The sequence below is a fragment of the Nocardia sp. NPDC003979 genome (genome assembly GCF_053605015.1).
On record NZ_JBSGIJ010000009.1, the window covers coordinates 91782 to 113163 of the forward strand.

Annotated in this window: 21 protein-coding genes and 1 pseudogene; 9 read left to right on the forward strand and 13 right to left on the reverse strand. The window is 67.0% G+C overall.

All coding sequences use genetic code 11. The annotated features are described in order from the left end of the window. Positions 1 to 6: 6 nt before the first annotated feature. The 4 genes from ACWEVR_RS20015 to ACWEVR_RS20030 form a co-directional block, all read right to left on the reverse strand. Complete coding sequence (locus ACWEVR_RS20015; protein ID WP_452468160.1) at positions 7 to 1065, reverse strand: protein kinase family protein; 1059 nt, start codon at positions 1063 to 1065, stop codon at positions 7 to 9. Between the two features lie 239 nt (positions 1066 to 1304). Then, positions 1305 to 2129 carry a hypothetical protein gene (locus ACWEVR_RS20020; protein WP_452468161.1) on the reverse strand — a complete coding sequence of 275 codons (825 nt, stop codon included), beginning with the start codon at positions 2127 to 2129 and terminating at the stop codon, positions 1305 to 1307. A gap of 23 nt (positions 2130 to 2152) precedes the next feature. Beyond that, positions 2153 to 3097, reverse strand: coding sequence for an SPFH domain-containing protein (locus ACWEVR_RS20025; protein WP_452468162.1), 945 nt, complete (start codon positions 3095 to 3097; stop codon positions 2153 to 2155). A gap of 111 nt (positions 3098 to 3208) precedes the next feature. After that, positions 3209 to 3604, reverse strand: a complete 396-nt coding sequence (locus tag ACWEVR_RS20030) for a hypothetical protein (RefSeq protein WP_452468163.1) — start codon at positions 3602 to 3604, stop codon at positions 3209 to 3211. Between the two features lie 167 nt (positions 3605 to 3771). On the opposite strand from ACWEVR_RS20030, the gene ACWEVR_RS20035 reads away from it, so the two are divergent. Continuing rightward, entirely contained in the window at positions 3772 to 4203 is a 432-nt protein-coding gene (locus ACWEVR_RS20035; protein ID WP_452468164.1) for a DUF4345 domain-containing protein, read from the forward strand. Positions 4204 to 4255: 52 nt separating this feature from the next. Here the strand turns inward: ACWEVR_RS20035 and ACWEVR_RS20040 are convergent, their stop codons facing one another. The 8 genes from ACWEVR_RS20040 to ACWEVR_RS20075 all read right to left on the reverse strand — a co-directional run bounded on the left by ACWEVR_RS20040 (position 4256) and on the right by ACWEVR_RS20075 (position 11357). Continuing rightward, on the reverse strand, positions 4256 to 5521 hold the full coding sequence (locus ACWEVR_RS20040; RefSeq protein WP_452468165.1) for a serine hydrolase domain-containing protein: 1266 nt from the start codon (positions 5519 to 5521) through the stop codon (positions 4256 to 4258). 209 nt (positions 5522 to 5730) lie between these two features. Then, entirely contained in the window at positions 5731 to 7200 is a 1470-nt protein-coding gene (locus ACWEVR_RS20045; RefSeq protein ID WP_452468166.1) for a phospholipase D-like domain-containing protein, read from the reverse strand. A gap of 75 nt (positions 7201 to 7275) precedes the next feature. Further along, positions 7276 to 7491 (reverse strand): hypothetical protein, encoded by a 216-nt coding sequence (locus ACWEVR_RS20050; protein WP_452468167.1) that lies wholly within the window; start codon positions 7489 to 7491, stop codon positions 7276 to 7278. Positions 7492 to 7518: 27 nt separating this feature from the next. Then, positions 7519 to 7917: a hypothetical protein gene (locus ACWEVR_RS20055; protein WP_452468168.1), complete on the reverse strand. Its 399-nt coding sequence runs from the start codon at positions 7915 to 7917 to the stop codon at positions 7519 to 7521. A 105-nt stretch (positions 7918 to 8022) separates the two neighbouring features. Further along, a complete protein-coding gene (locus ACWEVR_RS20060) occupies positions 8023 to 8709 on the reverse strand; it encodes an esterase/lipase family protein (RefSeq protein WP_452468169.1) in 687 nt (228 codons plus the stop codon). Positions 8710 to 8846: 137 nt separating this feature from the next. After that, positions 8847 to 10196 (reverse strand): NADP-specific glutamate dehydrogenase, encoded by a 1350-nt coding sequence (gdhA, locus tag ACWEVR_RS20065; RefSeq protein ID WP_452468170.1) that lies wholly within the window; start codon positions 10194 to 10196, stop codon positions 8847 to 8849. Between the two features lie 131 nt (positions 10197 to 10327). After that, the gene (locus ACWEVR_RS20070) at positions 10328 to 10567 is read right to left on the reverse strand and encodes a hypothetical protein (protein WP_452468171.1); all 240 of its coding nucleotides are present in this window, start codon (positions 10565 to 10567) and stop codon (positions 10328 to 10330) included. Between the two features lie 163 nt (positions 10568 to 10730). Beyond that, complete coding sequence (locus ACWEVR_RS20075) at positions 10731 to 11357, reverse strand: TetR/AcrR family transcriptional regulator (RefSeq protein WP_452468172.1); 627 nt, start codon at positions 11355 to 11357, stop codon at positions 10731 to 10733. 106 nt (positions 11358 to 11463) lie between these two features. Between ACWEVR_RS20075 and ACWEVR_RS20080 the strand changes: the two genes are divergently transcribed. The 4 genes from ACWEVR_RS20080 (at position 11464) to ACWEVR_RS20095 (ending at position 15715) form a co-directional block, all read left to right on the forward strand. Beyond that, on the forward strand, positions 11464 to 13386 hold the full coding sequence (locus ACWEVR_RS20080; RefSeq protein ID WP_452468173.1) for an acyl-CoA dehydrogenase family protein: 1923 nt from the start codon (positions 11464 to 11466) through the stop codon (positions 13384 to 13386). 86 nt (positions 13387 to 13472) lie between these two features. After that, on the forward strand, positions 13473 to 14102 hold the full coding sequence (locus ACWEVR_RS20085) for a TetR/AcrR family transcriptional regulator (RefSeq protein WP_452468174.1): 630 nt from the start codon (positions 13473 to 13475) through the stop codon (positions 14100 to 14102). A 219-nt stretch (positions 14103 to 14321) separates the two neighbouring features. Next, positions 14322 to 15020, forward strand: a complete 699-nt coding sequence (locus ACWEVR_RS20090) for an SDR family oxidoreductase (RefSeq protein ID WP_452468175.1) — start codon at positions 14322 to 14324, stop codon at positions 15018 to 15020. A 74-nt stretch (positions 15021 to 15094) separates the two neighbouring features. Continuing rightward, entirely contained in the window at positions 15095 to 15715 is a 621-nt protein-coding gene (locus ACWEVR_RS20095) for a DUF1345 domain-containing protein (RefSeq protein ID WP_452468176.1), read from the forward strand. Between the two features lie 7 nt (positions 15716 to 15722). On the opposite strand, the gene ACWEVR_RS20100 is transcribed toward ACWEVR_RS20095, so the two are convergent. Next, positions 15723 to 17624, reverse strand: coding sequence for a PHA/PHB synthase family protein (locus tag ACWEVR_RS20100; protein ID WP_452468177.1), 1902 nt, complete (start codon positions 17622 to 17624; stop codon positions 15723 to 15725). Between the two features lie 161 nt (positions 17625 to 17785). On the opposite strand from ACWEVR_RS20100, the gene ACWEVR_RS20105 reads away from it, so the two are divergent. The 4 genes and pseudogenes from ACWEVR_RS20105 (at position 17786) to ACWEVR_RS20120 (ending at position 21340) form a co-directional block, all read left to right on the forward strand. Further along, positions 17786 to 18997: a PucR family transcriptional regulator gene (locus ACWEVR_RS20105; protein ID WP_452468178.1), complete on the forward strand. Its 1212-nt coding sequence runs from the start codon at positions 17786 to 17788 to the stop codon at positions 18995 to 18997. Positions 18998 to 19018: 21 nt separating this feature from the next. Further along, positions 19019 to 19831, forward strand: coding sequence for a poly(3-hydroxyalkanoate) depolymerase (gene phaZ, locus ACWEVR_RS20110; RefSeq protein WP_452468179.1), 813 nt, complete (start codon positions 19019 to 19021; stop codon positions 19829 to 19831). 54 nt (positions 19832 to 19885) lie between these two features. Continuing rightward, a pseudogene (locus tag ACWEVR_RS20115) lies at positions 19886 to 20083 on the forward strand (MspA family porin); the annotation flags it as partial. Between the two features lie 132 nt (positions 20084 to 20215). Next, a complete protein-coding gene (locus ACWEVR_RS20120) occupies positions 20216 to 21340 on the forward strand; it encodes an acyl-CoA dehydrogenase family protein (RefSeq protein WP_452468305.1) in 1125 nt (374 codons plus the stop codon). Positions 21341 to 21382 lie beyond the last annotated feature (42 nt).

The window sequence follows — 21382 nt, forward strand, 5'->3', positions numbered from 1 at the left end:
AGGCACTCAGCCGCCGCACAGTCGCCTGATCTCCTCGTCCGGATACGGCGTGCGCCGAGTCGTCTGCTGGAACGCGCGCATGAACGCCGACATCGCGGCGGCGACCGGTGCGTGCCGGGTGATGATCGCGGCGGCCCCGTCCGGAATTCCTGTCGCGGGTTCGCCCGCGGCGATGTCGCGCACCATCGCGAGGCGCTTCTCCCGGTCTTCCCGCCGGAGGCCGTACAGCGCGGTGAGGAGCCAGTTCACCAGGTAGGTCGCGGTGAAACCGCGGTCGTAGCTCTGGTTCCGGGCGAAGAACGCGGCTTCGTGCGGTGAGAGGTCGAACCCGGAGGCGAGCGCGAGGCCGTAGTCGGCGAAATAGAGGCGTCGACCGTCGGTCAGGATGTTGTGGAAGTGCGCGTCGAGGTGCAGCAGTCCACGGCTGTTCATGAACGCGGTGCCGTCGGCCAGTTCCCGTTCCACCATGGCGCAGGCCTGATCGGTGGCGTCCGCGCCTGCCTCGATCCGGGCGTCGAGCCACTCGTGCAGGGTGTGTGGGATGTACTCCAGGAACAGCGCGATGCTGGCCGAGGAGTCCCGGACAGCCTCGATCCGTCGGCGCACCTGCGGCCGGTCGTCCCAGTAGGCGACGACGCGATCGATGTCGGCGAGTTCGTCCGGCAGCGGGGTGGTGTCGGGCAGCACCCGCCAGTGGTACATCAACGGGAAGCCGGCGTGTTCGGCGGCCAGCACCCAGTTCGTCGTCATGATGTGCGCGGCGAGCTCGCGCCAGGCCCCGAACCCGGCCCCACCGATGAGGCCGACGCCGTAGTGGTAGAACTGCGGCAGATCGAACAGATTCGCCGTGGACCGGACGTGCTCCGGCTGCCGTTCCAGGTCGGTGAGTGGCACCCGCTTCACGAAAACCGGTGTCCCGGCAACCTCGAGCAGCGCCGACCTCCCGCCGATCCCGGTGCCGATCGGCGTGGCCGCGTCGACGAGTTCGCGCAAGGCGTGATCGCTGTGCAGGGCGAGGGCGGTGGCGACAGCACTGTGAGCGTCGAGGCGGGCCGGGCGCGACATGTCCGGGTGCTCATCCACTTGGTTGCCCGTGCTTCGCCCGGATCGATGTGACAAGTCCCCACCCATCCCGTGAGCGTACCGATGGCCTCCCGTTCAGCGTCGCGGTCCGCCTGTGTGCTGGAACGCCGTGTGCGACAGTGAGGCGGGTGCCGGGGAATTTCCGGCGGAGGTGACCAGCTTTGTGGGGCGCGACGTGTGTCCATTGGGTCTGCCCGGTAGCGGCGGCCGACGGCCCCACTTCAACGCACCAGGCGCAGGCTGGTGGTGGCGAGGCCGACGCTGAGCCGTTGGCCCCAGCCGAGACGTAGTGCGTCGTGCTCGATGCCGTCGCCGAAGGCCACCAGTCCGTCGGACTCCACGTCGATGTGCAGGCTTTCGCCGGTGATCTCGCCTTCGGTGTGCGCGATCCCGGTGGCCGGTGACGGCCACGCCTCCCGGACGAACCAGACGAGTCTGCGCTCGGTGGGATGAGGAAGGGCGACAGGGCTTTTCCGTTCGCGGTGAGCCGACAGGCACCAGCCTGTCGCACCCGTACCGCTGCCCACGAGGATGCCCGACGATGCCTGGCGCTCGTCACGGAGGCGGTACCGGCTGGTCTGGTGGCTCGGATGGCCGATGTAGATCTCGTTGAGCGCGCGCAGGGTCGCGCCGTCGTCCGTTCTCGCCTCGACCATCGTGCGGTCCTCGGTGTTACCGGTGCTGTGCAGGAGTTCGGTCGCGTCGGCGGGGGAGTGCTCGGCGAGCACGCCGGGTTCTGGGCTGATACCGATGACGGGCTGGCCGTCGAGGTACTTGGCCACATTGGCGACCAACCCGTCCTGCCCGACGATCACCACGATGTCCTCGGGGGCGAACAGGAACCGTGACAAGTCTTCCCGCTCGACCGTGCCGCGCCGCCAGTCGAGCGGAATGGCCGCACTGACCTCGCCGATCGCCGCGCGGGTCCGCCGGTCGCGCTCGACCACCTCGTCGAGTGACCTGCCACGCGCGTTCAGGAAGAACTCCACCTGCCCGCGCGTCCCGTGCCGCGCCAGCAGCTCCGACAGCTCGGTTCGCCTGTGCACCAGTACGATTCGCGGCGCCAGGCTCATCGGGTGAACCGTTGCAGGATCGGCGCGATCATGTCCGGCGTCAGGGTGAGGCTGCCGATCTCCGGCAGGTTGCCCGCGAGTTCCTTCGCCGCCAACGCGTACAGCGTTTCCCGCGGCACGTCCCGGTAGGCATCCAGGCGCGCCTTCTCACCAGCCGCCTCGGCCTCGGCGAGCTTGCGGATCCCGTCGGCCTTGGCGTCGACGGCGATCCGGTCTGCCCTGGCCTGGCTTTCGGCCTTCTCCAGCGCGTTCGTGCCGCGCTGGACCACCAGGAGCTCCTCCCGTTTCGCCAGTTCGATCTGGTTCTGCAGTTCGTTCTCGCTGATCGCGCGCTCACGTTCGACGGCGAGCGCGCGCCGCTCGTAGGTCGCCCGGTCCGCTTCCTGCTGGACCTTCTCGCGGACCGTGGTCTGGAGCGCCTTCTCCATCTCCGCGTCGGGGCGGATAGCGACCACGCGGACGTCGATGATCTCCAGCCCGATGTGAGCCGCGGTCAGATTGCCGGTGGCTTCCTTGACCTTTTCGACGCCGGTGCGGATGGCGGTCTCGAGATCGAGCGTGGCGAGCACCTCGAGAGCGTGTTGCTGGGTGTTCTCGGTGAGGGTGTTGGCGATCTGGCTCAGCGGGTCCTGGCGCCAGGTCCCCGTGTCGGGGTCGATCGAGAAGTCGATCCGGCTTGTCGTCGTCGCGGGATCGGTGCAGCGGTAGGTGACGGTCAGCTGGACCGTGACGTCCTGGTGGTCGCGCGTGCGGCCGTGGAAGAGCATCGGCAGCTCCCGGTCGTCCACCGGGACCTCGCTGAGCACCGCCGTGCTCGGGCGGAACCAGAAGCTCAGCCCCGTGCCGTCGTGCAGGAGCTTGCCCTTGCGGACGTGTCTGACGTGCACTGTCGGGGCTCCCCGGAGGTGCCGAAGTCCCGGGTAGCTGCTGATGTCGGCCATCGCCTTCTCCTTCATTATGGTCATAGTGACCATAACAGGACCGTCGGCGGCCGTCGAGGGCTGTGCATAGATCCGGGAATCTGCGCACAGCCCTTACGGTTCCGGTCGTTGTCAGGCGAGGGCGGCGGTGACCTTGGCGGCCATCGCGGTGACCGCGGGCGTGGGGTCCTTCTTGGTGTGGGTGGCGGCCTGGACGGCGACGAGGACGGTGTCGCGGAAGTTGTCGGCCTCGGCGGGGTCATGGGCGTCGAGCAGTTCCACCGCGGCCGTCAGGGCGGGCAGGACATGATCGGCGAACTCGGCGACAGTCTTGCCCGGCAGATGGATATCGCGCGACTTGGCCGAGAGCACATGCCCGACCAGCCCGGTCGCCGAGGTCAGCGCGGTGGTGCCCTGGGAGACGGCCTTGTGCGGCGCGCCCGCGGCGGCGATGAGCGAAACAGCGCCGTAGGCGGCGGTGCGCAGGGTGGCCTTGTCCTGGTCGGTCAGGGAAGCGGTGGTGATCATGTCGTGTTCCTCGTTTCGCTTGTGGCCCCGCCGTTTCGGCGGGCCCGCTTTCTTCGATGAACACACTCTGTCGGCCGTCCCTGACACGAGCCTGACGCCCTCCTGACACCTCCGCTGACATGGTCCGCCCGCGCGGATCACCACGAGCATCGAAGACAGCGGCTACCGTGATCCTGTTCGGCAGTTGTCAAACAAGGGGGATGGGGATGCGCGTATTTCAGGTATGGCTTCGTGTGTTCGGCGTTGCCGTGGTCGGTATCGCGTTGGCGCACTTGCTGTTCGGTCAGGCGACCTACATCGGTGGCGGCGAGGTCAATGCCACCATGGAGTCGGATCTGCGTTTCTACAGCGTGCTTTTCGCCGCGTACGGTGCGGCGTTCGTCTGGGCCGCGGCCGATATCGTCGGGCGCGCCAGGGTGATCGACGCGCTTGGGCTGTTGTTCTTTCTCGGTGGGCTGGCCAGGATCCTGGCATGGGCCGTTGCCGGAGCGCCACATGGGTTCTACGTCCTGATGATTCCCGTCGAATTGCTGGTTCCGGTGGCGCACGCGGTTCTCGTGCGGCGTTTCGAACGTGCAGCGAACCCGGTTCCCGCTTAGGTCTCGGCCGCAAGCGCCGCGCACGGCGGAATGTGTCGGGCTCGCGGCATCGTCACCGGGGCATCGTGGTCGGGCCGGTGGGCGCGATCGTTGTGCCGGTGTCGGGCGCGGCCGGGCTGTCCGGCGCCGGTTCGTTGCCGTAGAAGACCGGGAGCATGGCTTTGGCCAGGACGAGGGCCGAACCCTCGCCCGAGGGCACTGTCGCGAGGTTCGTGGCGACCACGATCGTGAGGTCCGAGGCCGGGTCGTGGCCCATGAAGGTCATGTATCCGGGGATCTGACCGTCGTGCCCGAACAGATGCTTGCCGAATCGGACGATGCCGAGTCCGTAGCCGGCGACGTCGGGGGCGGCGGGGTCGATGGGTTGGATGCTGTCCATCCGGATTCGCTGCTGCTGCTCGTCGAGCATGTCGCCCTCGACGAGTGCCCGCACGTACGTCGCCATATCGCCTGCCGTCGCGATCGCGGCACCGGCGGTCCACGTCCACGACGGGCTCGCGTCGGTGGCGTTGCCGGGTTGCAGCGTGCCCGCGAGGGCGGCGGCCTGCTCCTCGGGTGGCAGGGCGAACGTGTCGATGGTGGAGACATTGGTGCCGAACGCGTACCCTTGCGGGTGCGGGTCGGGGATCGAGTCGTCCGTCGCGGCGGGCATCGAGGTGTGTTTCAGGCCGAGCGGTTCGAAGATCCGCTTCTGGAAATTCTCGGCGGCCGACATCTGCGTGACCTTCTCGATGACGAGGCCCAGCAGGATCGTATTGGTATTGCTGTACTCGAATTTCTCCCCCGGCGCGAAATTCACCGGATGGGAGAAAGCGATCGCGAGCATCTCCTCGGGCGTCCATACCTTGTCCGGGTCGCTGTCCAGTGTGGCATTGAATTCCGGGTCGAACGTGTAACTGTATAGCCCACTGCGCATTTCGGAGAGCTGTGCGATGGTGATCTGGTCCCCGTTCGGTACTCCCGGCCAGTATTCGCCGATCGGGTCCTCGAGCGCGAGCTTTCCCTCCTGCACCAGCTGCAGGATGACCGTCGAGGTCATGGTTTTGGTGTTGCTGCCGATCCGGAAGTAGTCGTCCGCCGACAGGGGATCGTCGGCACCGATGACGCGGGTGCCGAACGTCTCGGTCCAGTCGCCTTCCTTCGGCGATTTGACGACAACAACAGCTCCGGGAATGACGTTGTCCTTCATGAGCTGGGTGATCATCGGCCGGAGGGTGGCCGCGTACGCGGGTTCGGCCTGTGCACCGGCCGATGTGCCGGTGGTATCGCCGCCGGAATCCGACGACGTTCCACAACCCGTGGCGATGAACAAACTCACGGTCGCGACAAACACTGCGAAACTCGTCCGATGACCCATGATTCTCCGATCAGCGTGTGCTCAGGAGGGGTATTTCGCGCTGTGCATCCCAACTCTGCTCCGTGTGAACCGAGGAAGCAATCAAGACCCGGTAACAGTGGAATGGCGCGTGACCAGCGTCGTAACACGTATTCTTACCGCCCGGTTCCCTGAGTCGAGCCGTCCCGCGCTTATCCAGTCGGCCCAGCGCGGCGAACGCCTCTCGGAAAAAGACTGTCCCACAATCTCGCCGGGGTTCGTTCGGGGTCCATCAGTTCGCTTTCGGCCAGCGGGCTGTCCTCGTCAGCGACCGTTTCGGGCTCGAATCGGATCAGCGTCCGGCCTTCGCCGCGCAGCGCTTCGACGGTGCGGACGAGCGAGGACGTTTCGGCGAGGGTTGCGTCGAACTTGGCCGGGTCGGAGTCGAGGTGTTCGCAGAGCAGGCGGCGGCGGATGCCGAGAACGGTTTCGCGCAGGACCTCGCCGTCGGGGGTGGCGGGTGTGACCTCGACCGCGAGGTCGCACTCGGTGTCGAAACCCATCGACCGGTTGTTGAGGTTCGACGACCCGACCCGCAGCAGACGGTCGTCCACCACCAGCACCTTGGCATGGACGTAGATGGGTGCACCGTCGGCGGTCACGGGGTAGTACACACCGAGCCGCTGCTCGGTGTCGGCTTTCCACAGCAGATGCAGCAGGCGTCGGCGGGCACCGTCCATGGCCAGTTGCTCGAGCCAGCCGTCGGCGTGCCGGGGGAGGACCAGCACGATCTCCGGGCCGTTCGGTTCGCGCAGGCGGGCGGCGATCGCCTCGGCGAGGGTGCGCGAAGCCAGGTACTGGCTCTCGATGTACAGCGAACGGGTCGCGCCCGCGATCGCCGCGAGATACAGCGCCTCGATCTCGCGGACCTCGGCGCGGTCGGCGAGTTCGGGAAGCGTCCGGGCGATCCCCACGTCGACCGACCGCATCGTCGGCTCCAGCCCCGGCGGCCACGGCGGGTCCCCGGTGATCTCGTCGACCGGGGCCAGTTCCTGCCCGGTCGCCGCCTGCCACCTGGCTCTGGCCAGTTCGCCGATCGCCTTCGCGGCGGCGCCGTCCACCGCGGTGGTCGCGTCGTGCCACGGGCCGTAGCGGCGGCCGTTCGGTGCGGTTCGGTAGGCATTGTCGTCGCGGTGGTCGCTGGTGTCCCAGCGGTCGACGGTCATGTCGATGCCGCCGCAGAACGCGAGCTGGTCATCGATCACGATGATCTTCTGATGGTGCGCCGAGCCGATCGGATGCGCGCCGTCCATTTCGAAGTGCAGCCGCCGGTCGGTGAGCCAGTTGGCGACGAAGATCGGTGTCATCCCCCGGCCGATCGCGGCGAACGCGCCGACATTCCACTTGAGCAGGTAGATGTCGAGGTCCGGCCGTTGTTTCGGCAGCCACGACAGGAATTTGCCCAGCCGGTTCGGTCCGTCGAGGGTCTTGTCCTGCGGTTCGAACTTGATCCGGGTGTCGAAGTCCCAGCCGATCAGAACGATGCGTTTGCGCGCTCGCAGCATCGCGGATTTGGCGTAGCGGAAGTAGTCGGCCGCGTCGATGATGCAGGCCAGGCGGTCGGCTCGGGCGATCTGCCAGCAGGTCTCGCCGGGGGTGAGGATGTGCGGCAGGTCGTTCATCTGTGGTCAGCCCCCTCGTCCAGCACACGTTCGGCGCAAGTGAACGATACTTGCCGGACGATGGGGGATGACGCGTCAGGACCGCCGATCGCCGGCCAGGATCTCGTCGATCTCGTCGAGACGGGTTTGGATGAGCGCCTTCTCTTCCCGCGCCTCGACGTATTCCTCACCGTCCGCGGCACTTCCGACGTGCTGGACGTGTTCGATCGACTCGCTCAACTTCGCTCGTCTGTCGAGCAGTTCCGCGCGTTCTTCGCGTAAACGGGTCGAATCGGCATCGGCCGATGTCATGGCGACCTCCTCATGGGTTCGGCTCGGTCAGGTGTTCGGCGTCTGCTCGGGCTGGTCGTCCGCAGTCCGCGCCCGCTTACGGTCCGGGTCGAGCCGGTCTGCGCGTTCCCGTTCCTTGTCCAGCTCCGCTCGTGAATCCGCGGCGTCGCTGTGGTGCAACTGCGCCTGCTGAGCGAGCTGTTCGGCCTGCGCGGCCTTGGCGTCCGCTTCGGCCTGCACCGCGCGGCTCCTGGCGGCGAGCTCCTCCGCCCGCGCCTCCCGCTGCCCGACCTCGAGTTCCTGCCCCGCCACTCGTTCCCGGATTCCGGCCGCTTCGACCCGGTGGTGTTCACGCCGCTTACGGCGCAGCGCCGCGACGACGCCGGCCAGCACGGCGACTATCAGAACAGCGACGACGATCGTCACGATCCAACTGGTGGTGCTCATGGGTCTACTCCTCGCATCCCGCCCCTTTTGTCCTTACTGCACGGGACTACCCAGCCTGCGAAAGACAAACGACCGTCGGTGGACTGGAAGGGGCGGGGCGGGCCGCTACCTCACGAAATCACGTACTCCTTCGTACACCTGTGCCGAGGACAGCAGGGGGAGGTGGCCGAGGCAGGCCGTGCGGGTATTGGTGGCGCCGTTGAGGATTGTGCTCTCATCCGGGTTGATGATCTCGTCGCACGGTGACCACCAGGTTCCGTAGTTCACCCGGCCCGGTGTTTCGTCGCCGCTGTTGAGGTCGGTGAGGAAGGCCGAACCGGCCCGCATCTCCACACAGGAGACGTCGTAACAACTGTTGCTGGTGTCGGTGCCGTGATTGGGTCCGCCGAGGGAGACCCAGTCGTCGACAAGGTCGAGGCCGCCCAGATTCCTGAGGTACCAGCGGCTGTTGAGGCCGCCCATCGAGTGCGTGACGATGTCGACCTTCGCGGCGCCGGTCCGCGCGCGCAACGCCTCGGCCTGCGCCTGCACCTGCACCGCGATGTCCTTGTTCGACTGGGTGCTGTCGTAGGTGAACCGCGCCAGCCGATCGGAGGAGTACCCGTCGTTCAGGAACCGTCCCCACATGTAGTCCCAGTTCGCGGCCGAACCCCGCCACCCGTGGACGAAGAGGATCGGATCTCGTGCGGGCGCGGCGGCGGCAGGTGGCGCTACCGCGCAGAATGCGGCGGCGGTGGTGACAACAGCGATCGCGGCCACCCGAAGGCGGTGCGACAGAGACAAGGCGAACATCAAAGGACTCCGATCTGCTCGTTGAGCGACGAGCAGACAGAAGGTAGCGCCGCGAGGCATTCACCTCGGGCAGATTCCGAGAATTCGCACCAGCCCCCATAATTGGGGGCGGCGCGGTGTTCGCCGGGAGGTAGCGCTCAGATGACGCCGAGTGCCAGCATCGCGTCGGCGACCTGGATGAACCCGCCGATATTGGCGCCTGCTTGATAATTGCCCGGAACGCCGTATTCGTCGGCGGTGGCCAGGCAGCGATCGTGGATGCCGCGCATGATCTCGGCCAGGCGTTCCTCGGTGTGCTCGAAGCTCCACGAGTCGCGCGAGGCGTTCTGCTGCATCTCGAGCGCGCTGGTCGCGACGCCGCCCGCGTTGGCCGCCTTGCCGGGCGCGAAGATCACCCCCGCCTCGTTGAACAACCGCACCGCCTCCGGCCTGCACGGCATATTGGCGCCCTCGGCGACGATCCGGCAGCCGTTCGCGACGAGTTTGCCCGCGGCGGCGTCGTCGAGTTCGTTCTGGGTCGCGCACGGCAGCGCGATATCGCAGGGCACCTCCCACAGCGAACCGCCCGCGACGAATCGTGTGGCACCGCCACGTTTTTCGGCGTAGTCGGCGATCCGGCCGCGCTGTACTTCCTTGATCTCCTTGAGCAGTTCGAGATCGATGCCCTGCTCGTCGACGACGTAACCGCTGGAATCCGAGCAGGCCACCACGATGCCGCCGAGCTGGTGGACCTTCTCGATCGCGTAGATCGCGACGTTGCCCGAACCGGACACCACCACTTTCTGGCCTTCCATGGACCGGCCTGCGGCGGAAAGGATTTCGTCGACGAAGAAGACCGCTCCGTAGCCGGTGGCTTCCCGGCGCACCTGTGAACCGCCCCAGGTCAGGCCCTTGCCGGTGAGTACCCCGGACTCGTATCGGTTGGTGATGCGCTTGTACTGGCCGAACAGGTAACCGATTTCGCGGCCGCCCACTCCGGTGTCGCCGGCGGGGACGTCGGTGTGTTCACCGAGATGCCGGTAGAGCTCGGTCATGAACGCCTGACAGAACCGCATCACCTCGCCCTCCGAGCGGCCCTTCGGGTCGAAGTCCGAGCCGCCCTTGCCGCCACCGATGGGAAGTCCGGTCAGTGAGTTCTTGAAGATCTGCTCGAACCCCAGGAACTTCACGATGCCCAGGTAGACCGAAGGATGGAAGCGGAGCCCGCCCTTGTACGGGCCGAGCGCGGAATTGAACTCCACCCGGAAGCCACGATTGATCTGCACGGTGCCGGAATCGTCCACCCACGGCACCCGGAAGATGATCTGCCGTTCGGGCTCGCACAAACGACGGATCACCGCGGCGTCCGCGTACTGCGGGTGTTTGGCGACGACGGGACCGAGACTGTCGAGCACCTCGTGTACCGCCTGGTGGAACTCGGATTCCCCGGGATTGCGGCGCAATACCTCGTCGTAGATGCCGCTCAGCTTCGCGTCCAGGACAGCCACCCGTGGACTCCTTGTCGTCGTCGTTGCCACCGTGGCCGGACGACATACGCGCGCACCCGGCCTTCCTCACAGGCTAGCCGGGCCTGCGGTGAGGTCTGGACCGCGCGTACGCCTCGTGGCCGACGGCGGGTTCAACGGCGTCGGCGCGCACGGCTCCCGAAGAGTTTGTCCAGCCACGACTTTCGGCCGTCCGTGCGTGAGCGCAGGGCGGCATCGGCGATGTCGGCGAGGTCCTCGGCGAGTGCCCGTGCCTCCGCGGTCACATCACGCCGGGCTCCGTCGGCGACGCGGCCGATTCCGCGCCCGCGAACGGTGGCGGCCACCCGGGCTTCCTGGGCGAACTCGGTGACCGTGCGCAGGTCCTTTCGCACCTGCTCGCGCCACGCACTGACCGAATCTGTGTAACGAGGCCCCATGGTCCGCCCTGCCTGTCATATTTGAGTGAACAGTTGTGCACTGACAGGCTCAGGGTATCCGGTAACGCTGGTACCGGCAACCGGCGCGCCGGGCCGGTGTGGGAGGGTCTGAGCGGCCTTATGCGCTGCGCATCGCGCGGTAGACCGCCGAGCCGACGAAGGCGCCCAGATCATCCGGATTCCACTCGGCCGGGTTGGTGAACAGAGTCCGGACCGCACCTTCCGCCGCCGAGACCCACAACTCCACCAGCGCGGGGAGTTTGCGCTCGGCGTCCTCGACACCCCAGGCGTGCAAGGTCGGGCGCAGCAGCGCCGTACAGCGTTCGACGGCCAGCCGCCGACCGCGCCCGAAAGAGCCGACGACCGCGGGATCGGGATTGCCGTAGATCAGCCGCCAGGCGTCGGGCCGTTCGGACGCCTTGTGCAGCAGAGTGCGGAACCCTTCCACGAAGACCGTCTCGTCGGCGTTGGTGGTGCGCGGCGGCAGCACGTCGAGCACACCGGAGATCAAGAAGTTCTCCTCGCGCTGGATCAGTGCGTCGATCAGTTCGACCCGATCCGGGAAGCAGGCGTAGACCACCGGGCGGGTCACGTTCAGGTAATCGGCGACCGCGCCCATCGTGACCGCGGCGACGCCATGGTCGGCGGCGATGGCCAACGCCGCGTCGAGCACCTGCGGTCTGCGCCGCTCGGGGCCGAGATGTGCGGCCCGCCCTCGCCGCTGCACTGCCGTCTCGCTACCCATGCGCACACAATAGCAACCCGCCCACTGTTCCTACGTCGATGTATGAAAATGCTACAGTACTGAATGAACCGTCCGACCGTGCCGGACGCCCGCAGGAGGAGCCGTGATGCCCCGAGATCTCTTCAACCCGAACACCGCCGACTTCGCGCAGTTCGACCCGGAGACGCGCAGGTTGCTGCGCGCGACGGTCGACTGGTTCGAGTCGCGGGGCAAGACCAGGCTGCTCGACGACGACCGGGCCCGCGTCTGGCCGTCGGAGTTCCTCGATTTCGTGAAGAAGGAGCGCTTGTTCGCGACCTTCCTCACCCCGGCGGCCGAGGCGGGCGGTGACCCGAACAAGCGCTGGGACACCGCGCGTAACGCCATGTTGAGCCAGATCTTCGGCTTCTACGGCATGACCTACTGGTACATCTGGCAGGTCACCATCCTGGGTCTCGGGCCGATCTGGCAGAGCGACAACACCGTCGCCAAACAGAAGGCGGCCGCGCAGCTCGAGGCAGGCGAGATCTTCGCGTTCGGCCTGTCGGAGAAGGAACACGGCGCCGACGTGTACTCCACCGACATGATCGTCGACCCCCAGCCCGACGGCGGATACACCGCGACCGGCGGCAAGTACTACATCGGCAACGGCAATCTGGCTTCGATGGTCTCGGTATTCGGCCGTCGCTCGGACAAGCCGATCATCGACAGCGCCGCGGCCATGCGAGGTAAACCGACGCAGGAGGATTACGAGGGGTACCTCTTCTTCGTCGCGGACTCCCAGCACGAGGCGTACAAGCTGCGCAAGAACGTCGTCAACAGCCAGATCTATGTCGCCGCGTTCGAGCTCGAGAACTATCCCGTCGCCGAGCAGGACATCCTGCACCGCGGGGAGGATGCCTTCCACGCGGCGATGAACACGGTCAACGTGGGCAAGTTCAACCTCGGCTTCGGCGCGATCGGCGCCTGTGAGCACTCCTTCTACGAGGCGATCGACCACGCGGAGAACCGAATTCTGTTCGGGCACCGAGTCACCGAGTTCCCGCAGGTCCGAGCCCTGATCACCGATTCCTACGCGCGGATCGCCGCGATGAAGCTCTACAGTGCTCGCGCGGTGGACTACATGCGTTCGGCCTCACCGCAGGATCGGCGCTACCTGCTGTTCAACGCCATCGAGAAGATGTCGGTGACCCGCCAGGGACAGCGCGTGATCGAGGACCTCGCCGATGTGATCGCCGCGCGCGGGTTCGAGAACGACATGTACTTCCCGGTCGCGATGACGGCCATGTTCGGGCTCCCGAGGCTGGAGGGCACCGTCCACGTCAACATGGCACTGTCGCTGAAGTTCATGGCCAACTACATGTTCCACCCGGCCGATGCCGGTCTGGCCGCGATGCGATCGCTGCCCGGTGTCGCGGTGGCGCCCACGGTCGCCACCCGCGCCGCCGCCGGTGCGCTGTCCTGGACGAGTCGCAAGCTCACTCCGCGTCTCGGCTCGATCGTGAAGCCGCTCGGCGACGAATTGGCCTGCGCTGCTTACGAACCGGTACCGACACGGCACGACGCCGCCGACGACGAATTCCTGTTCCGGCAGGGACCGAGCAGCGGCCTCGGCCGGATCCGCTTCGCGGACTGGCGTCCGGTCTTCGAGAGCTTCCGTGACGTGCCGAATGTCGCGGTGTTCCTCGAGCAGGTCCTCGCGCTGCAGGCACTGCTCGCCGTCGCCGCTCCGACGCCGTCGCAGCAGAAAGACGTCGACTTCCTGTTCGCCTTCGGTGAGCTGTTCACGGCGGTGCCCTACGCGCAGCTGGTACTGGAGCAGGCGGTGATCGAGGGCACCGACCCGGCGGTCATCGACCAGATCTTCGACGGCTTCGTTCGCGGCTTCTCCACGAACGCCCTTGCCCTGCACAACAAGCCGACCGCCACCGCGGTCCAGCAGCGCCGAGCGCTCGATCTGGTGCGCCGCCCCACCTTCGACAAGGCCCGCTTCGAGCGTGTGCTCGGCAAGGCGCGCGGACTGGCCGGGACCTACGAGATGAAGGCCTGACCCGGCACGAGTCGACGGTGACGACACGAGCCCCTGGCGGTGCCTGGCCGATCGAGTAGGAGCGGCAGGGGTTACGATCTGGAATCGTGTTCGATAAACCGCCGACGCGCAAAGCGTCCGCTCGGCCGGCCCCGGTGCAGCGCCGCGGAGTCGAGCGGGTGCAGGCCATCCTCGAGGCGGCTGAAACGCTGCTGCGGGAGCAGGGGTACGAGGCCGCCACGTTGAAGGCGATCAGTGAACGGACCGGCATCCCACTGGCCTCGATGTACCACTACTTCGCTGATCGCAACCACGTGGATGTCGAGCTGGTGCGCCGGCACGCGGAGCGATTGGACAGTCGGATCGCCGACGCGCTCGAGCTTGCGGCCCCGAGAGGTCTGAGCCAGGCCGTCGGCGGAATCATCGATATTCTGGTCGGGTACTGCCGGGAGTTCCCCGACTTCGTCGAACTCTGGTACTTCGGGCGCTCCCCGGCGATCGGCGAGGTGGTCGAGGCCTTCGACGCGGACCTGGCCGAGCGGTTCTGGCGCTACCTGATCGACCGGAACTTCCTCGGCGCCGATACTTCCCGGCTCGCCGTCGAGCTCGCTTTCGAAGCCGGTAGCCGACTGTTCGACGTGGCATTCCGTCGGTCGGCGGGGGGCGACGAGCCCACCATCGCCGAATTGAAGCGACTGGTCACGGCATACCTCGGCACCTACGCGCCGCAGGACTGACCTCGGCGGCCGCGGGTCCTGAGCTCGGCCTTACCGCCTGTTGACAGCGCAGCGACTCGCTCCTAAACTCGAATTAGATTCGACTTCGATAACGGGACGGAGTGGGATCACCGCGATGCAGGCTCCTACTCGGTGCAACGGCGCACCGGGAAGGCCGACGATGTCCGTTGAGAGCCTGCCCGCACAGTCGTCCGACGAGCAGGCAGTGATGGTGGCCGAGTGAGCAGATTCGATTTCTCCGGCCGGACGGCCGTCATCACCGGTGGCGTGCGGGGGATCGCTTCGGCTGCGGCACAGGCGATTTCCCGAGCAGGCGGCAATGTCGTGCTGGCCTCACCCGGTCGGGACGCCGCGAACGCGGCCGCGGCCGCAGTCGGGGGCAACGCCGTCGGCGTGGCCGTCGGTGCCGTCGACCAGGAAGCAGCCCAACGATGTGTGGAATCGGCGATCGACCGTTTCGGTAGCGTCGACATCCTGATCAACACGTCGGGCGCCGACCACGCCCGCGGCCGGCTCGTCGATCAGGACTACCTGAGATTCACCAAAACCCTCGGCGTGAACCTGTGGGCGCCGATCCTGTGGACCTCACTCGTGGCGCGCGCGTGGATGAGCGAGCACGGCGGCGTAGTGATCAACACGGTCGGTGGGGCGGACACCGGCCTGTACAGCGCGGCACATGCCGCACTGATCCACGTCACCGGACAATTGGCGGGCGAGCTCTCACCGGCCGTACGGGTCAACGCCATCGCGCTCGGCGGTGGACTCGCCGGGGCGACCACCACATCGGCACCGTCCGGCGAGACGGACGACACCGGCGAAATCATCGCCCATCTAGCCTCCGACGCGCACCGATGGGTGACGGGCGAGACCTTGGTCGTCGACAGAGGCGCGTCGACTGGCCTCGTCCACGCAGTCTGAACATACGATGCGGCAGGGCGGGTCGGCACTGCCACGCCCGGCCTCCCTCCAGTCGGAGTGAAGGAGTCGTCCCTGTGCACAGCCCGAGGGTGATCGCGAGCCGGGTCCTCGAGGCGGGCCTGGTGGTGCTCGGCGTTGCCGCGCTGTGGGCCGGTGAGCCGCGCGGATGGTTGCTCGGCTGGGGGCTCCTCGCCACCGTGTACATCGGTGCGTGGCTGGTTCTGTTGCTGCGGAACCGCCACGCCGACGACCCCGCCGAGTGGATGGACGCGATCCCCGACAGCTGGACGGCCCTCGTGTTGACAGTGGTCACGAGCACCGTCGGTTTGGTCACGGTGCTCTCGATCGTGGCAGGCGACGCGGGCGACGATCACGCGGTGCCCACCGACATCATCGCTGTGGTGGTTGCCCTGCTGGCCTGGTTCCTGCTGCACCTCGGTTTCGCCGAACAGTACGCCCGCACCTACCACCGGCGGCTCCCGGAAGAGCCACTGTCGTTCCCCGACACTCCGCGTCCGAATCTGCTGGACTTCGCCTATTTCTCCTTCACGATCGGTGTCTCGTTCGCGGTCTCCGACGTCAACACGCGAACCCGGTCCATCCGGGGGCAGGTGCTGCTCCACTCGGTGATCGGGTTCTTCTACAACGTCGCGGTGATCGGCGTCGCGGTCGACGTGGTGAAAGGTGGATGGTGAACCGAGGTCAGTCGGCCAAGACGTAAGTGCCGGGCGCGACGCCGAGCGGCCGGAACTCGGCGCTGCCGAGCATGGCCGAGGCAGGTTTGTCCGGCCCGGAACGGTCGCCGAGCCACGCGGCGTAGTCGGGCCACCACGACCCCTGCACGGTCGCCGCCGCGCCGCGCCAGTCCGCGGGATCGAGCGAGGTGTCCTCGGACACCTGGTAATTGGACTTGCGGTTGCCGGGCGGGTTGACCAGCGCGGCGATGTGACCGTTGGTCGACAGGACGAAACGCACCTTGCCGCCGAGCAGTTGGGCACTGCGGTAGCAATTGGCCCAGGGGCAGATGTGGTCCGCCGAGCCGGCCACGACATAGGAGTCGACGGCGATCTTGTTCAGTTCGATGGGGGTACCGAGCACCGTGACCGCGCCTGCGGTGGCCAGCTTGTTGTGCAGTGCGGCTTCGATGAAGTCACGGTGCAGCGCGGCGGGCATCCGAGTGGTGTCGGCGTTCCAGAACAGGATGTCGAACTTGGGCGGGGTCTTCCCTTGTAGATAGTTGTTGACCCAGTAGTTCCAGACCAGGTCGGAGGGTCGCAACCAGGCGAAGACTTCGGCGAGAGCGCGGCCGTCCAGGTACCCCTTGTGCTGCGACCGGGCGATCGCGGCACGAGCGACACCTTCGTCGACGAGTGAGCCCGCCATGCCTCCCCGGTGCTGGTCGATCATGGTGACCAGCAGGTGGAGGCTGGCGAGTTTGCCGAGACCGCCGGTCCGCGCGCGGTGCGCGGCCGCCATGCAGGCGATCAGGCCACCCGAGCAGGCCGCCATCGTGTGCACGGATCCGGCACCCGCGATCCGGTCGACCACACCGAACGCCTCGATCACGGCTTCGGCATAGGCATCGATACCCCAATCACGATGGCGTTCATCGGGATTGCGCCACGAGATCATGAACACCTGCTGGCCTTGTCGGACGAGGTACTCCACCAGGCTCCGGCCGGGCGCCAGATCGAGGACGTAGTACTTGTTGATGGTCGGCGGAACGATCAGCAGCGGCACCGCACGCACGGTCTCGGTCTGCGGCAGATACTGGATCAGCTCGAACATCTCTGTCCGGTACACGACCGCGCCGGGGGTGATACCGAGATCGGCACCCACCCGGAACGCGTCCGGCTCGACCATCGCGGGGATCCGGGGCGAGCCGGCGAAGTCCCGCACCAGATTGCGCGGCCCCGAGACCGCGTTCGCGCCCTTGGTGGCGAAGAACGTCTTCCACGCGACAGGGCTGATCAGTGGATTGTTGCTCGGCGCGGCGGCTTCGAGGATGTTCGAGAGGACGAACTTCATCCGCTGGGCATCGCGCCACTCCAGCGGCGCGTCCTCGAGGAGCCCCTCGGCCAGTTCGTCCGCGGCCAGATAGGCCTGCACGACGCGCTTCAGTAGCGGGTTCTGCGACCACTCCGGGTCATTGAAGCGCCGGTCTTTCGGCTGCGGTGCGAGCTGCGATGTGCCCATGACGATCCGGCCGAGTTCGTCGACGAGTGCCCCGACCCTGCGCTTGACCCGGTCGGGGCGTTTGGCCAGCGCATCGAGGAACCGAACTCCCGAGTCGCCGGGCAGCCACCGGTTCACGGGCCGCAATGCGGCCTCGCTCAGCAGTTGATCGAGGGGCGCGACGAACTCCGGGGTCTCGCTCGTCGTCCGGCGCTCGGGCGAATCGACGGCCGCGTGTTCGGCACTTTCCTTGGGTTTCGTACCGGAATTGATGATGGCGCTCCACTCCTGTCGGCCGCGCGGGCACAGTCCGCGCAGCGGGTGTCTGGTCGCTTCCGCGTCGATCTGCTTGCCAGATCTGGTGCGGTGGTGCACGACCGAGAGGAGGGTCTTGTCGCTATCCGGTGGCGAACGCACGATGACCCGCATCTCAGTGCGGCCACCGTGCCGAACGCGTGCTCACAGATTCGCGCATCGGGCCGGTCCAGCCAATGTCGGCGCCGACACCAGATCCGGCGCGACTGTGTCGGCACGCACACTCTGCTCTGCCGGATGCGATGTGCCCCGCGGCCCGTGGATACCCTGTCGAGGTGCCTACTTCGAGTCTCGCTCAGCCGGTGGCCGAACTCGCCGCCGACCTGCTCGAGCAGATCGATGCGCTGGCCGACCAGATGCTCGTCCGGATTCTCGAGCAGATCGAGATCTATCGCACGGCGGGCATCGTCGACCGGTACGAATTGCGAGCCTCGCTGATAGCCAATATGAATCAGATCCTCGAACGGTTGAGTGGTGAACGCCGGGTCGACCTCTCGGCTCCGCGCGACATCGGGCGCGCCCGGGCCGCGCAGGACATGCCGCTGCCGGAGGTGCTGCGCGCCTATCGCCTCGGCTTCGCATTCGTATGGGAGCGATTGCTGGCCGCCGCGCGCGACTCGGGGCGCAAGTCGGTGGACGCGCTGCTCGATACCGCCACGGCGATCTGGGAGCTGGCCGACGACTTCTCCCTCGCGCTGACAGAGTCGTACCGGCAGGCGATGAGCGAACGCATGATCGAGCCGGACCGCAGGCGATCCGGCATCATCTCGGCGATCCTCGACGGACCGGCTTCCGGTTCGCTCAGCGCCTGGGAGGTCGCGAAACTCCTCGACTTGCCTTACGAGGGAACCTTTCTCGTGGTCGTCGCGGAGGTGACCGGCGCGCATTCCGCGGCCCTGCCGCAGCTCGAGGACCGCCTCCGGCGGCTCGATGTCGGGTCGGCGTGGCGATCCCAGCCGCAACACGAGATCGGCGTGCTCTCACTGGGCAACAGCCGTGACCCGCAGGCGGTGCTCGCACAGGTCGCGCGGGTGGCCCTCGGACGTGTCGGAGTGAGTCCGGTGTTCCACCGCCTCGACGGGGCCGCCCGGGCATTGCGGCTGGCCCAGGTCGCCCTCGAAACGCTGTCGCCCGGCACCAAGGGCATCCGCGGGCTCGACGACGAGCCGCATATCGATCTCCTCGTGCGCGACCGGGAGACGACTCGCCGATTCGTGGTGCGCGTGCTGCACGGTGTGCTCGCCCTGCCCGACTACGACCGCACGACGCTGCTGGCCACCGCGACCGCGTGGATCGACGCGCGTGGCTCGGCGGCCACTGCGGGCCGGGAACTCTACTGCCATCCCAACACGGTTCGGCAACGCATCCGCCGCCTCGAGGAACGCCTCGGCGGCTCGCTCGACGACCCGCGGGTGCTGAGCGATCTCACCATCGCGCTGCAGGCGATCCGCACGTTCCCGGAACTCGGCAACCGACTCGACTCCTGAGTCCAACCTGAAGGAGGTCGCGTGGCCGAGATCGAGACCGTTCGGGAATTGCGGATCAACGGGCGACGATGGCGTGTCGCGGTGCGCGCGGGGCGGGGGCGCCCACTGCTGATGTGCAACGGCATCGGGGCGAGGCTCGAGCTGCTCGAGCCCTTCCTCGATCGGCTCGACCCGGCGATCCCGGTGATCCGGTTCGATGTGCCCGGTATCGGCGGTTCCGAAATGCCGCGCCTGCCTTACAATTTCGCGACTCTGGCCTGCGCGCTCGGCGATGTCCTCGACGAACTCGGCTACCCGGAGACCGACGTTCTCGGCATCTCGTGGGGTGGTGGTCTCGCGCAGCAATTCGCCTTCCAGAACCCCCGGCGATGCCGACGCCTGGTGCTCGTCGCCACGGCGACCGGCATGCTGATGGTTCCGGCGCATCCCCGGGTGCTGAGCAAGATGATCACCCCGCGCCGGTACCGCGATCGCGCCTACGCGGCCGCGATCGCCGCGACGATCTACGGGGGCCGCCTGCGTGCGGAACCCGCGCTCGCCCAGGAGATCCTGCATCACCATGCGGGTCGCGCTCCCGGTCCGGGTTACGCGCTGCAGCTGCTCGCGGGCGCAGGCTGGACCAGCCTGCCGTTCCTGCCGCTGATCCGCCAGCCCACGCTGATCCTCGCCGGCGACGACGACCCCATCGTGCCGGCGATCAACGCGAAAACCATGCACCGGCTGATGCCCGACTCGGCCCTGCACATCTACCCCGACGGCCATCTCGGGCTCGTCACCCGCGCCGACGACCTCGGACCGCGCGTCGCCGAGTTCCTCCGCCCCGGCCCCGAGTAGATACGACCCGGATAATTTCCACAACAACTGTTGTGAACCCATCCATCGCTCGGGTCGACCCCGGCGCACCGTAACGCCTGGGTTTCGGGCACGGCCCAGGTGGAACTCGCGGGTGCGGGTGCGGGTGCGGGCGCCTACGGGCTCATCATTCCCGGCTACACCGTTGGCTGTCAGGTCAATATCGCTGGTGGTGCTGCAGGCGGGGGCGTCGAAGGTGCCTCGGACTGGGAGGGTAACGCCAGTCTCGGCTGATCCGGCCCCGGCTTGACGCCTGTCGAATCGCTGTAGCACCATGAGGTGAACAAGCGCTTAGTTACTAGGAGGCTCGACGTGACCACCGTGTCTGCGCGCAGTACGCCGCTCGGGCTGTTCGGCATCGACGAGATGCTCGACGACGACGAGCGCGACATCCAGACGACCGTGCGCGAGTTCGCCCGCGAACACCTCCGGCCGGCAATCGCCCAGAGCTTCGAATCGGCCACGCTGCCCCGCGAGATCGCCCGTGAATTCGGCAGATTGGGTCTGCTCGGCATGCACCTGGACGGTTACGGGTGTGCGGGAACCAATGCGGTGAGCTACGGTCTCGCCTGTCTCGAACTCGAAGCGGCCGACAGCGGATTCCGCAGTTTTGTCTCCGTGCAGGGTTCACTGTCGATGTTCTCGATCCATCGCTACGGCTCCGAAGAACAGAAGAACGAATGGTTGCCCCGTTTGGCCGCCGGCGAGGCGATCGGTTGCTTCGGGCTCACCGAACCCGATTTCGGCTCCAACCCGGCGGGCATGCGGACCCGGGCGCGACGCGACGGCACGGATTGGATTCTCACCGGAACCAAGATGTGGATCACCAATGGCGGCTCGGCCGATATCGCCACGGTGTGGGCGCAGACCGACGAGGGCGTGCGCGGCTTCCTCGTGCCCCGTGGCACGCCCGGTTTCGCGACCCGCGACATCGCGAGCAAGCTCTCCTTGCGTGCTTCGATCACCTCGGAACTGATCCTCGACGATGTCCGCCTGCCCGCGTCGGCCCAGCTGCCGCAAGCGAATTCGCTGAGCGCACCGTTGTCGTGCCTGAACGAAGCCCGTTTCGGCATCGTTTTCGGTGCGCTCGGCGCCGCCCGCGACAGCCTGGAGACCGCCCTCGAATACGCGCGAACCCGTGAGGTGTTCGATCGCTCGCTGGCGAGCTTTCAGCTGACTCAGGCAAAGCTGGCCGACATGACTCTCGAACTCGGCAAGGGAATGCTGCTCGCCCTGCGCCTGGGCAGGCTCAAGGACGCCGGGCAGTTGCGGCCCGAACAGATCAGCCTCGGCAAACTGAACAATGTCCGCGAGGCCATCGGGATAGCCAGGGAATGCCGGACGATCCTCGGCGCCAGCGGAATAACCCTCGAGTACTCGCCCCTTCGGCACGCGAACAATCTGGAATCGGTGTTGACCTACGAGGGCACAAGCGAGATGCATCAGCTTTCCATCGGCAAGGCGCTCACCGGTATCGGTGCCTTCCGTTGATTGTTCTCCCGCAAGAAATCTGGAGGTAGACATGACGCAGTT